Source organism: Nocardia sp. NPDC004718, from assembly GCF_053601535.1.
Genome location: NZ_JBSGCA010000007.1, coordinates 66,455 through 79,010, shown reverse-complemented (window position 1 = coordinate 79,010; position 12,556 = coordinate 66,455). Strand labels below are relative to the sequence as shown.

General features: G+C 68.6%; 11 protein-coding genes. 7 read left to right on the top strand and 4 right to left on the bottom strand.

Going from position 1 to position 12,556, the window contains the following annotated elements:
* The first annotated feature begins 82 nt into the window (after positions 1-82).
* From ACWEH3_RS07720 to ACWEH3_RS07705, 4 genes are all read left to right on the top strand, one after another.
* Entirely contained in the window at positions 83-286 is a 204-nt protein-coding gene (locus ACWEH3_RS07720; RefSeq protein WP_450022082.1) for a DUF397 domain-containing protein, read from the top strand.
* 280 nt (positions 287-566) lie between these two features.
* Complete coding sequence (locus ACWEH3_RS07715) at positions 567-1,091, top strand: lipoprotein LpqH (RefSeq protein ID WP_379249396.1); 525 nt, start codon at positions 567-569, stop codon at positions 1,089-1,091.
* A 94-nt stretch (positions 1,092-1,185) separates the two neighbouring features.
* Complete coding sequence (locus tag ACWEH3_RS07710) at positions 1,186-1,986, top strand: hypothetical protein (RefSeq protein ID WP_450022085.1); 801 nt, start codon at positions 1,186-1,188, stop codon at positions 1,984-1,986.
* A 204-nt stretch (positions 1,987-2,190) separates the two neighbouring features.
* Complete coding sequence (locus tag ACWEH3_RS07705; protein WP_450022087.1) at positions 2,191-4,257, top strand: PhoX family protein; 2,067 nt, start codon at positions 2,191-2,193, stop codon at positions 4,255-4,257.
* 103 nt (positions 4,258-4,360) lie between these two features.
* Here the strand turns inward: ACWEH3_RS07705 and ACWEH3_RS07700 are convergent, their stop codons facing one another.
* Both ACWEH3_RS07700 and ggh read right to left on the bottom strand, forming a co-directional pair.
* On the bottom strand, positions 4,361-5,098 hold the full coding sequence (locus ACWEH3_RS07700) for a glycoside hydrolase family 25 protein (protein ID WP_450022089.1): 738 nt from the start codon (positions 5,096-5,098) through the stop codon (positions 4,361-4,363).
* A 73-nt stretch (positions 5,099-5,171) separates the two neighbouring features.
* Positions 5,172-6,509 (bottom strand): glucosylglycerate hydrolase, encoded by a 1,338-nt coding sequence (gene ggh / locus ACWEH3_RS07695; RefSeq protein ID WP_355071273.1) that lies wholly within the window; start codon positions 6,507-6,509, stop codon positions 5,172-5,174.
* Between the two features lie 228 nt (positions 6,510-6,737).
* Here ggh and ACWEH3_RS07690 point away from each other — a divergent pair, with 228 nt between their 5' ends.
* Together ACWEH3_RS07690 and ACWEH3_RS07685 are read left to right on the top strand one after the other, a co-directional pair.
* A complete protein-coding gene (locus ACWEH3_RS07690; RefSeq protein ID WP_450022091.1) occupies positions 6,738-7,427 on the top strand; it encodes an SDR family oxidoreductase in 690 nt (229 codons plus the stop codon).
* Between the two features lie 408 nt (positions 7,428-7,835).
* Positions 7,836-8,609: a polysaccharide deacetylase family protein gene (locus tag ACWEH3_RS07685; protein WP_450022162.1), complete on the top strand. Its 774-nt coding sequence runs from the start codon at positions 7,836-7,838 to the stop codon at positions 8,607-8,609.
* Between the two features lie 7 nt (positions 8,610-8,616).
* Here ACWEH3_RS07685 and leuS read toward each other — a convergent pair whose 3' ends face one another.
* Complete coding sequence (leuS, locus tag ACWEH3_RS07680) at positions 8,617-11,463, bottom strand: leucine--tRNA ligase (RefSeq protein WP_450022093.1); 2,847 nt, start codon at positions 11,461-11,463, stop codon at positions 8,617-8,619.
* 164 nt (positions 11,464-11,627) lie between these two features.
* Between leuS and ACWEH3_RS07675 the strand changes: the two genes are divergently transcribed.
* Positions 11,628-12,035, top strand: coding sequence for an SdpI family protein (locus tag ACWEH3_RS07675; protein WP_356963019.1), 408 nt, complete (start codon positions 11,628-11,630; stop codon positions 12,033-12,035).
* A 112-nt stretch (positions 12,036-12,147) separates the two neighbouring features.
* Here ACWEH3_RS07675 and ACWEH3_RS07670 read toward each other — a convergent pair whose 3' ends face one another.
* Positions 12,148-12,528, bottom strand: a complete 381-nt coding sequence (locus ACWEH3_RS07670) for a hypothetical protein (RefSeq protein WP_450022096.1) — start codon at positions 12,526-12,528, stop codon at positions 12,148-12,150.
* Positions 12,529-12,556: the final 28 nt, after the last annotated feature.

Genomic DNA, 12,556 nt, shown 5'->3' with positions numbered 1-12,556 from the left:
TCGCTGCCGAGCTGGACCGCCTGGCACTGGACCGGGCTGCGAGCCGAACTGTCGTCCTCCAGGTTGCGAAGGAGTATGAACGGTGAACGTTGATCTATCCGGCGCGGTGTGGTTCAAGAGCACCCGTAGCAGGACTAAGGATTGTGTCGAGGTCGCCCACCTCGAAGGCGGCATGGTCGGCGTCCGCGACTCGAAGAACCCGACCGGCCCCGCCCTGATGTTCACCCCCGGCGAGTGGGACGCGTTCACCGCTGGCGTGACCGACGGCGAGTTCGAGCGCCCGTAGTAGCAATTACCCCGGCCCGGTCCGCTGTCCTGAGATGGACAGGGACCGGGCCATTTTGTTGTGTCTATCGAGCATCAAGATCAGCGGCACATGGTGGAGAGCTCTTCTCGCGAAATGCCGCAGCCATGTGCCACTCGTCAGCACCACCTACCTGCGCAAACGCGGAAAACCTGGGATCGGTAGGGCGCGGATCGTTCCTACCTTTTTCTCAACGGCCCCGCAGGAGGGCCGGAGGAACAGAACCAGGGGCGCCGCCCCGCTGACGACAAGGACACACACCATGAACACCACTTCGCTCCGCATCGCCGCCGCCGCTATCGCCGCTGCCGCCGCAGTCGGCGTGCTCACCGGATGCGGTGACAGCAAGGGCAGTTCGCCCGCCGCGCCCTCCTCGGCGCAGCCTGCGGCCCCGGCGGGCAAGTCGGTCGCTTCGGTCGACGGCAAGGCCTTCGATGCGAAGTTCGACACCACCTGCGCCAAGCAGGGCGGCACCCTGGCGCTCGCGCTGACCGACACCGCGAACTCCGCCTACGGCAACCTTTCGGTGAGCGCGACCATCACCGACGCGAACACCGTGCAGGCGGTCGCGATCGCGGGCAGCAAGGGCGGTGACAACGGCCTGCCCTACGCGGTCGGCTTCGGCAACGGCATGCCGGGCGGGTCCGCCAAGGTCGTCAAGGACGGCAACACGTTCAAGGTCACCGGCGAGGGCGTGGGCGCCCCCGACCTGACCAACCCGCTGGCCGGGCCGAAGACGTCGAAGTTCGACATCACCTTCGCCTGCTCGTCCATCGTCGGCGCCTGATCGCCGCGTGCCCTCCGATCCGGCCCCGTCATCCCGGCCGACCCACCGGGATGACGGGGTGCGGTGAAATCTCGACTCTCACAAAGGAAATGCTATGAACAAGATCCGTTCGACCGCCCTCGCCCTCGGCGCCGCCGCGATCGGCTACTACGTCTACCACGCCGTCACCTACGTCCCCACCAGCGAATGGGAGCCCGCCGGAATGGGTTGGCTGGGCGTCGAAATGGCGCTGCCGATCATCGCGCTCACCCTGATCCCCATCGTCTTCGCGTTCACCGGCGAAGGCATCCTGAGCGCGCTGACCGGCCGCAACAGCGCGGAGTTCCGCGACGGGCTCACCGGCCTCGGCACCGTCCGGTCGGTGCGGCAGACCGGCGTCACCGTCAACGACCAGCCGCAGGTCCACGTCGAGTTCAGCGTGGAAGGCGCGGACGGCAAGATCTTCCATTCCTCCGCGAAGATGATCGTGCCGCTCACCGAACTGGCCCTGCTGCGTGCCGGGGTGGTGCTGCCCGTGCGTTACCTGCCCGGCCGGACCGACAAGGTCGAGGTCGACCTGTCCGGCGACGCGTCCGCCGCGCAGCACGCGATGAACGAGTCCCTGATCCGCAAGGGCATCACCACGCGGCACAAGCTCGACATCGCCGAGCGCGGCATCGCCACCCAGGCGGTGGTGCAGTCGCTGTCGGTCACCGGCAATATCCGCGACGGTCACTCCGAGGTCGAACTCGGACTGGTCGTCACCCGGCCGGATGGCTCGAGCTTCGCGACCCGGGTGACGAAGTTCCTCGCACCGGCCAGCGTCGGCCACGTGCAGGTGGGCCGGGTACTGCGGGCGCACTACCTTCCCGAGAACGAAAGCGAGGTCGTCATCGCCCTTCCGGTGAACGCCTGATGGGTGAGCCGGGCAAAGCCGCCTTTCGACACCGATGCCGCGTCGATTCGAGATCATCGAATCGGCGCGGCATTCGTTTGTTCCCAGGTCTGGCGGCCCGGCAATTTGAGGGTTCCCTAATTGGGCGGTTGTTCACTTTGCCGTCCCTTCCGGATTGTCCGGATGGTTTACCGTGCGGCCATCGGCCAAAACCCAGGAGTCACCGTGAGTCTTCAGCCACTCGCCCTTTTCGTGAAGCACGACGGACAGTCGTCGCGCGCTGCCGTGACATGTGAGTACAAGTGCGCGAACGCGTGCTTCCACGAGGCGCCGAACACCTCCTCGGGCTCCTACTTCGGTGACATCGTCAGCTCCCTGAACCGGCGCGGACTGATCAAGGGCGGTGCGGCCGCCGTACTCGCGGTGGGTGCGGGCGGCGTCCTCGCGGCCTGCGGCGACGACAGCGAGCCGACCACAGTGGGCTCCACCTCGCCCGCGGGGCCGCCCGGAACCGGCACCGACTTCGCCGCCGTCGCACCGAACAAGGAAGACGCCGTGGTGATCCCGGACGGCTACGAGCAGTCCGTCGTGATCCGCTGGGGCGACCCGCTGTTCCCGGACGCGCCCGCCTTCGACTTCGACAAGCAGACCGCCGCCGCGCAGGCCGAGCAATTCGGCTACAACAACGACTTCGCCGCCCTGCTGCCGATCGAGGGCCAGGCCAACGGCTACCTGCTGGTGGTCAATCACGAGTACACCACCAGCCCGCACATGTTCCGCGGCTACAACAAAGACGCGCCGACCGACGAGCAGATCGCGGTCACCATGGCCGCGCACGGCTTGACCGTGGTCGAGGTGAAAGGCGAAGCCGGTTCCGGCAAGCTCGTTCCCGCCTTCGGCAAGTACAACCGCCGGATCACCGCGAGCACCGAGTTCAAGCTCACCGGTCCGGCCGCGGGCAGCGAGTTCGTGAAGACTTCGGCCGATCCGACCGGCACCAAGGTGCTCGGCACCTTCGCCAACTGTTCGGGCGGCCTGACGCCGTGGGGCACCGTGCTGTCCGGCGAGGAGAACTTCCACGGCTACTTCGCCAACGCGGACAAGGTGACCGAGTCGGCCGCCGCGGCGCGGCTGAAGCGCTACGGTTTCGCCGCGGGCAAGACCACCAACCTGTGGGAGCGCGCGGACAAGCGTTTCGATCTGGCGCAGGAACCCAACGAGGCCAACCGATTCGGGTACGTCATCGAGGTGGACCCGTGGGATCCGAACTCGACGCCGATCAAGCACACCGCGATGGGCCGGGTGAAGCACGAGGCCGCCACCATCTACGTCACCAAGAACGGCGACGTCGTCTCCTACACCGGTGACGACGAGAAGTTCGAGTACATGTACAAGTTCGTGTCCTCGCGCAAGATCCAGCCGGGCACCGGCGCGGCGAGCATGCGGCAGAACTTGACCATCCTGGACGCGGGCACGCTGTACGTCGCCAAGCTCGCGGGCGATCACGCGGACAGGATCGACGGCACCGGCGCCAAGCCGTCCGACAAGGGCTTCACCGGCACCGGCCAGTGGATCCCGCTGCTGGAGACCGGCGCGGACGGCAAGGGCAAGTCGCTGGTCGAGGGCATGAGCGCGGAAGAGGTGGCGGTCTTCACCCGCCTGGCCGCCGACAAGGTGGGCGCGACCAAGATGGACCGCCCGGAGGACTTCGAGGCCAACCCCTACACCGGCAAGGTGTACGTGGCGCTGACCAACAACGACAACCGCGGCGCGGACGGCAAGCAGGGTCCGGACGAGGCGAACCCGCGCAAGCTGAACAAGAACGGCCAGATCCTGGAGATCGACGACAACCACACCGGCACCACGTTCACCTGGTCGCTGCTGCTGGTCTGCGGCGATCCCGCGGCGGCCGACACCTACTTCGCCGGGTACGACAAATCCAAGGTCAGCCCGATCTCCTGCCCGGACAACCTGGCCTTCGACCCGTACGGCAACTTGTGGATCGCCACCGACGGCAACGCGTCGAAGTCGAACGACGGATTGTTCTCCGTGGTGCTCGACGGCCCGAATCGCGGCCAGACCAAGCAATTCCTCACCGTGCCGCGCGGTGCGGAGACCTGCGGTCCGGTGGTCAGCGAGGCGCGGGTCATGGTGTGTGTGCAGCATCCCGGCGAGGCCGACGACGCCACTCCGGAGAACCCGTTGTCGCACTGGCCCGACGGTGGCACGGCCCAGCCCCGCCCCTCGGTGGTGGCGGTCTGGAAGAAGGCCGGCGGCCGCATCGGGGTCTGATACCACAGCCGCGGCACCCCGGCCCCCTGCAACCACGGCCACCCTCCGCGGCTTTTCCCACGAGTGGAGCCGCTACTCGACTGGGCGGGTAGCGGCTCCGCTCCTATCCGCTGCCGGTGCCGCTCATGTTGGCGTAACCGGCGAAATTGCCCTGGGCGCCGCTGTAGACGTTGAGGTCGACGCGGCCCGCGATGCCCGGAATGGTGCCGCTGTCGGTGGTCTGCCAGAACGTCCAGGTGGACCAGCCGCCGGGGACCTCGGGTTGGGGGTTGCCCCGGTAGTCGGCGATCCACAGCGGGTACTCGGCGAACTCGTCGGTGTCGGCCATCGCGGTACGCCAGAAGTTGGGGTAGGTGTAGACGATCGGGACGCGGCCGGTGAGCATTTCCACAGTGTTCAGATAGCGGCGGGTCCAGTCGATCAACGCCGCGGGGCCGAGACCCCCGGTGCTTTCCAGGTCCAGCACCGGCGGCAGATCGAGCGGCCCATTCTGTCCCAGCGCCACCGCCGCGTACAGCGCGGCCTGTGGTTCGGGCGGCAGGTTGGGCCGGGCGTAGTGGTAGGTGCCCCGAGCCATTCCGGCCGCGCGCATCAGCAGGCTGTCGGGCACGAAGTACGGGTTGATGTAGCTGAGCCCCTCGGTAGCCTTGACCATGGCGAAGTCGTGGCCGGAGCGTTTGACCGCGAACCAGTCGATCACGGTTGCGTCGGTGTGCTGCCACGAGGAGACGTCCGGACCGGTCGGCGCGGCGGTCGCGGGTAGCGTGGCGGCGAAGATGCCGGACAGCGTGATCAGTGACAGCGCCGCGCCGCGGCGAGTGGTCGACCTCCAGATGCCCATGCCGGAGGACGATAGCCATTCGCTCTGGCTGTTACCAGTGTGACAGCTGGGGTGTCAGAACTGTTCTGAGCTTTCACCCCATCCAATCCAGTACGGACGCCGCTGTCCACGACTGCTGCATACTGCCGAGCGGTTCGCCGGTGAACGGCTCGTAGTACTCGGCGAAGCTGCCGTCGCTGGCCTGGCGCAAGCCCTCGGCGCGCAGCATGAACGAGCGCTCGGCCCAGCCGCGCCGGGCGAAGACCCAGGAGAACAGCCAGCTCATCACCGGCCACACCGGTCCGCGCCAGTACTCGCGGGAACGGAAGTCCTTGGACACGGGCGAGGTCGAGGGCGGCAGCGCGTAGCGCAGATCCGGATGGCCGCAGAAACGCGGACCCTCGAACAGGCGCAGCAGGGCGCGCTCGGTGTCGCGGGGAAGGCCGCCGCACAGCAGCGGCGCGAACATCGAGAGCGTCTCGGTGTTGATCCATCGCTGCAACCGCACGTCGAAATCGCGGGCCGCGCCGGTGCGGGCGTCGGCCGTCGCGACGACGCCCGCGCGGAACCGGTCGGCCCACGCGTAGAGATCGCGCACGTCGGCGTGGGGTTGCTTGTACTCCTCGCCGATATTGGCCAGCACCTCGCAGGCCAGCGCGAAGATTCCGGTGACGAACACGTCCTCGACGGCGAAGCTCATGGTCGAGGCGAGCTGATAGTCGTCATAACCCGCTCGGCGCATCTGCTCGACCAGCCACAGATAGCGGTCGTACTCGCGGTCGGTGGGGCGCTGGGTCGGATCGGAGACCACCAGCACGTCCTCACGGCGATAGGGCGGCAGATCGCCGGGGACCACGTGCTCGTAGGCGCGATCCCAGCGCGGCGAGTTGTCCATACCGGACTCCCAGCCGTGATACAGCGTGATGCGGCCGGTCTCCTTGGGGTCGCGGGCATGCGCCAGCCACCGGTGCCAGCGCACCAGATCCGGCCAGCGCCGGTTGAGGAACTCCTCGGCCACGGACCTGGTGCTGCGGCCGTGCCTGCGGGAATGATCCAGGATCCGCTGCACCGCGATGGCGTGCACGGGCGGCTGGGTGATCCCCGAGGTGTCCGGGCCGTCCGGCGCGTTGGCCGCCAGCTTGCGGCACTCCCAGCGGGCCGGGCCGGGGAAGTAACCGTCCACGCCGTTGGCGAAGACGATGTGCGGGATCATGCCGTTCTTCCACTGCGCGGACAGCAGGGTGTCCAGCTCGACCACGGCTCGCTCCACGCTCAGCGGCGCGAGCCCGACCGCGACGAATGCCGCGTCCCAGCTCCACATGTGCGGGTACAGCCGGGGCGCCGCGCTGGTCATGGTGCCCAGGTCGTTGCCGCGCAGCAGGTAGGCAGCGCGGGCCGCGAGCTGAGTGGGGGTGAAGCCCGGATGTGCCATCCCCCTATTCTGCGATGTCACCCGCAGATATGCCCGCTCAGCGGTGTCCGTTTCGTCTCCATCCGATCGGCCTGTGGCCGCTTCGTGTTCGGCGGTTCTCACTTTCGCATGCCCCGTCCGTGATTCGCTGCTCGAGATTCTCGCCCCGAACCAGCCTGCATCGCTAGTCGTTTGTCCAGTGCTACGGGTTTTTACGCCTTCTTCACCCAGCCGGTTACGGTGGGGCCCATGACTTCCGCCGCGACCACGAAACCGACCGCGTTGATCACCGGCGCCAGTCGCGGCCTCGGCGCCGCGATCGCCAGGGAGCTCGCGCCGACCCACGACCTGCTGCTCGGCGCGCGGTCGGCGGAATCGCTGCGCGGCATCCTGGCGGAGTTGCCCGACGCGCGGGGCTGGCCGGTCGAGTTGACCGACTACGCGGCCGTCGCCCGGGCGGTCGAGCCGATCCGGAGCCTGAACGTGCTGGTGCACAACGCGGGCATCGCCGATCTCGGCACGATCGCGGACTCCACCGTCGAGCAGTGGCGAAACACGTTGGAGGCCAATGTGGTCGCGGTCGCCGAACTCACCAGGTTGCTGCTGCCCGCCCTGCGGGCGGGCGCGGGTCACGTGGTGCTGATCAACTCGGGGGCGGGGTTGCGCGCCAACGCCGGCTGGGCCTCTTACGCGGCGAGCAAGTTCGGTTTGCGCGCCTTCGGCGACGCGTTGCGCCAAGAGGAGCCGCAGCTGCGGGTGACCTCGATCCATCCGGGCCGAATCGACACCGATATGCAGCGGGCGATCATCGCGGGTGAGGGGCGCGAGTACCGGGCCGAGGACTTCCTCACGCCCGAGACCGTGGCGTACACGGTGCGTTCCGCCATCGACACCCCGCGCGACGCGCACCCCACCGAGGTCGTGCTCCGGCCGTACTGAGCCCGGAGTCACCCGGCGGCGCTCCTTCGGCCGAAGCGCTCGCTCGGCTGTCGGCGCGCACGTCGCCGATGGCTTGTTCCGTCGGTACTGATCCCGTACGGGTCCGACGGCGCTGTATCGGCCCACGCGTTCCCCTCGCGACTGTCGCACGCACGTCGCCGATCGGCTTGTCGCCCGTGCGATCGACCTGCTGACCGGAATCCAGCTCTCGACGTGGAGGCGGGCGGCCACCGACCTGATGATGCGCTGTCGCTCACCGCCGTGCTCTCGTCACTGTGATTTCCCCAACCGACCACGCGGGTTCAGGTTCCCGTCAAGTTCGCTTGTTAGCGTCCGGCCCCATCCCCGAGGGTTGGTCGCGGGGAGGTTCGAGCGAGCAAGAGGGATCGGGTTGTGGACAGACGTCGCATGCTGGCGTTGCTGACAGCGGGCGCGGCGGTCGCGCTGACCGGATGCGCGGTGGCCGAGGGCGACCCGATCGACAGCGGTTCCGCGGGCGGCGTGCCCCGGCCGCCCGCACCGCCGTTGCTGCCGCCTCCGCCCGGCGGACCGAAGACGCCGATCCGGGCGGGCGCGATCACAGCGCTGCCGGGGCCGGGCAGCAGCATGGCGCTCACCGTGGACGACGGAGCCAGTCCCGAGGTCGTCGGCGCCTACATCCGATTCGCCAAGGACACCGGCGCGCGGTTCACCTTCTTCGTGACCGCCTACTACGACTCGTGGGCGATCCACCGGGACGCCTTGCGGCCCTTGGTCGAATCCGGGCAGATCCAGCTCGGCAACCACACCTGGGATCACCCGGATCTGACCAAGCTGTCCGCGTCGGCCGTCGCCGGGCAGCTGGAGCGTGCGAAGACCTACCTGCGCCAGAACTTCGGGGTGGACGGCACCCCGTACTTCCGCCCGCCGTTCGGCAGGCACAACGCCACGGTCGACCGAGTGGCCGCCGACCTCGGCTACACCGTGCCCACCATGTGGTACGGCTCACTGTCGGATTCCGGTGTGATCACCGAGCAGTATCTGATCGAATGCGCGCGGCAGTATTTCCAGCCGCAGACGATCGTCATCGGGCACGCCAACGCACCCGCGGTCACTCACTGCTACGGACAGCTGGTCGACATCATCAAGGAGCGCAACCTGTCCATGGTCACGCTCGACGACGTGCTGCTCCCGCCGCGCTGATCCGCCGTCAGGCGACGATGTTCACCAGGCGCCCCGGCACCACGATCAGCTTGCGCGGCGCCTTCCCGTTGAGCAGCGCGTCGATCTTCTCGTCGGCCAGCGCCGCCGCCTCGATCGCCGCGTTGTCCGCGTCGGCCGCCACCTGAATCCGGCTGCGCACCTTGCCGTTCACCTGGATCGGGTATTCCACCGACTCCTCGACCAGCAGCGCCGGATCGGCGACCGGGAACGGGCCGTGCGCCAGCGAGGCGGTGTGACCCAGGCGGTCCCACAGTTCCTCGGCGATGTGCGGGGCCAGCGGCGCCAGCATCAACACCAGCGGCTCCACCACCGAGCGCGGCGCGCCGTCCGGGTAGCTCTTGGTCAGGTGGTTGGTCAGCTCGATCAGCTTGGCGCCCGCCGTGTTGTCGCGCAGCGCGGCGAAATCCTCGTCCACGCCCGCGATCGTCTTGTGCAGCAGGCGCAGCGTCTCCTCGCTCGCGGCGGCGTCGGTGACCCGCACCGCGCCGGTCTCCTCGTTCACCACCAGACGCCAGGCGCGCTGCAGGAACCGGTGCGCGCCGACGACGTCCTTGGTCGCCCACGGGCGCGAGGTGTCCAGCGGACCCATCGCCATCTCGTAGAAGCGGAAGGTGTCCGCGCCGTACAGATCGCACATCTCGTCCGGGGAGATGGCGTTCTTCAGCGACTTGCCGATCTTGCCGTACTCCTGGCGCACCTCGATCTCGGCGCCGGTGGGGTCGGTCCAGAAGAACTTGCCGTCGCGCTCGACCACCTCGGCGGCGGGCACGTACGCGCCGCGCTCGTCGGTGTAGGCGTGCGCCTGGATGTAGCCCTGGTTGAACAGCCGCCGGTACGGCTCGCTCGCGGACACGTCACCCAGATCGAACAGCACCTTCTGCCAGAAGCGGGCGTACAGCAGGTGCAGAACCGCGTGCTCGACGCCGCCGACGTACAGGTCCACGCCGCCCGGGTCGTTCGGCCCGCCGACATCGGCGCGCGGGCCCAGCCAGTACGCCTCGTTCTCCTTGGCACAGAACGTCTCGGTGTTCGTCGGGTCGGCGTAGCGGATCTCGTACCAGGAACTGCCCGCCCACTGCGGCATGACATTGGTGTCGCGGCGGTAGCGCTTCAGCCCGTCACCGAGATCCAGTTCGACTTCCACCCAGTCGGTCGCCTTGGCCAGCGGCGGGGAGGGTTCGGAGTTCGCGTCGTCCGGATCGAAGGTCACCGGGGCGAAATCGTCCAGCTCCGGCAGCACCACCGGCAGCATGGATTCCGGCAGCGCGTGGGGTGCGCCCTGCTCGTCGTACACGATCGGGAAAGGCTCGCCCCAATAGCGCTGGCGCGCGAACAACCAGTCGCGCAGCTTGTATTGGATGGTGCCCTTGCCGTGTCCATCGGCCTCGAGCCGGGCGATCATCGCCGCTTTGGCCTCCTCGACGGACATGCCGTCGAGGTAATCGGAGTTCACCAGCACGCCTTCGCCCGCGTGCGCGCCCTGCTCCAGGTCGCCGCCGCTGATCACCTCGACGATCGGCAACCCGAGGACGGACGCGAATTCCCAGTCGCGGTGGTCGTGCCCGGGAACGGCCATGATGGCGCCGGTGCCGTAGCCGCTGAGCACGTAGTCGGCGATGAAGATCGGCACGGCCGCGCCGTTGGCCGGGTTGATCGCGTGATTGCCCAGGAAGACGCCGGTCTTCTCCTTGTTCTCCTGACGCTCCAGATCCGATTTGGCCGCGATCGACTTGCGGTAGGCCGCCACGGCCTCCGCCGGTGTGGCGGCGCCCTCGTTGGTCCACCTGGGGTCGGTGCCCGCAGGCCACGCGGCGGCGGTCAGCTTGTCGACCAGCTCGTGTTCCGGCGCGAGCACCACGTAGGTGGCGCCGAACAGGGTGTCGGGGCGGGTGGTGAAGACCTCGATCTGCTCGCCGTCGGCGTCGAACTTCACCTGCGCGCCCCGGGATCGTCCGATCCAGTTGCGCTGCATGGCCTTGACGTTCTCCGGCCAGTCCAACCGATCCAGGTCGTCGACCAGGCGATCGGAATAGGCGGTGATGCGCATCATCCACTGCCGCAAGTGCTTACGGAACACCGGGAAGTTGCCGCGCTCGCTGCGGCCGTCGGCGGTGACCTCCTCGTTGGCCAGCACGGTACCCAGGCCAGGGCACCAGTTGACCATCGAATCGGTCTGGTACACCAGGCGATACGAGTCCAGCAGCGCGCCGCGCTCGGCGGGCGGCATCGTGTCCCAGGACTTGCCGTCCGGAACGGCCCGCGCGCCGGAGGCGAACTCGGCCGCCAGCTCGGCGATCGGGCGGGCCCGGTTCAGCTCCGTGTCGTACCAAGCGTTGTAGATCCGCAGGAAGATCCACTGCGTCCAGCGGTAGTACTCCGGATCGGTGGTCGAGAACGAGCGACGCCGGTCGTGGCCGAGCCCGAGGCGGTCCAGCTGACGCTGCATCGTGGCGATGTTCGACTCGGTGGTGTCGCGCGGGTGCGCGCCGGTCTGCACCGCGTACTGCTCGGCGGGCAGGCCGAACGCGTCGTAGCCGAGGGCGTGCAGCACGTTGCGCCCGTGCATGCGGTGGTAGCGGGCGAAGACGTCCGTGGCGATGTAGCCGAGCGGATGCCCGACGTGCAGGCCCGCGCCGGACGGGTACGGGAACATGTCCTGGATGAACAGCTTGTCGGCCGGTGTCGGACCGGCCAGCGGTCCTACCGGGTTCGGCGCGTGGAAGGTTCCGCGTTCGTCCCACGTCCGCTGCCACCGGCTCTCGATGCGGCCGGCAAGCTCCGCGTTGTACCGGTGCTCAGGTACATCGCTTTCGGTTGCACGTGTGTCTTGCACGGTCCTGCCTTCTTGTGGTCGCCGATCCCCGACAAACTTCGTCTATCAGGGTAGAACGTCGCATCGGCAGGACCGAAAATCGGGCTGGCCTGCGGTTGCGGCCGGGTTCGCCGGACGAGGCGCCCGTCGGCGGGCCCGGAGCACCGATGCGCTAGCCTGCATGGGTGTTCGTCGTCGCTCTCGTCCTGTTCGTGCTGGCTGTCGTGGCCGTCACAACCGGAGCACTCGGGCTGACCGGCCGGTTGCCCCGGAATCGTTTCTTCGGTGTCCACACCGAGGCCGCGCTGTCCACGGACGAGACGTTCCGCGTCGCCAACCGGGTCGCCGCGCCCACCTCGATCGCGGCCGGTGCGCTGCTGTTCGCCGGTGGTCTCGTCGGGCTGGCCGCGGGTGGCTTCGTCGCGCTGGCCGTCGCGGCCTGCGCCGCCGTCGTCGCGCTGTTCACCCTCGGCGCCGGTGCGAACGCCGCCGCGCAGGCGGCCGAAGCCATCGCCCCGCCGCCGCAGACCGGTGGTTGCGGCAACTCGTGCGGCGCCTGCTCACTCCGCGATGCCTGCCAGCCCGCGAGCTGAGGCCGCTCACCCCGCGTCCGCGCACTCCGCGATGTCTGTCGGCCATGCGTCGAGGCGGATGGCCCGCGTCCGCCCACTCCGCGACGCCTGCCGATCCGCGAGCTGAGGCCCATCACCCCGCGTCGGCGCACTCCGGCGGCGGGACGCTGCGCGACAACGGACTGTCGACCGGCGTGACGTAGAGCACGCACAGCAATACCGGCACCGTTCCGAGATTGCGCGCCACGTGCGGGTAGCGCGGCCCGCTCGGTTCCCGGAAGATCCGCGGGCGCCGGTAGGTGACCGGAGCGCAGTCCGCACCGGGATGATCCAGCGTCCCCCGCGCGACCAGCACGAACAATGTCCCGTCGTGGTAGTGCCACCCGCTGCTGCCGCCCGGCTCGATGAGCGTCTGGCGCAGCACGACCGCCCACCGTCCCAGCGCGAACCGGAACAGGACCCTACTGGCCGTCCCATGAGCGGGCGCCGCGTTCACCTCGAAATCGGACCACACGCTTCGATCGAACCATCCCTCCTCCGCG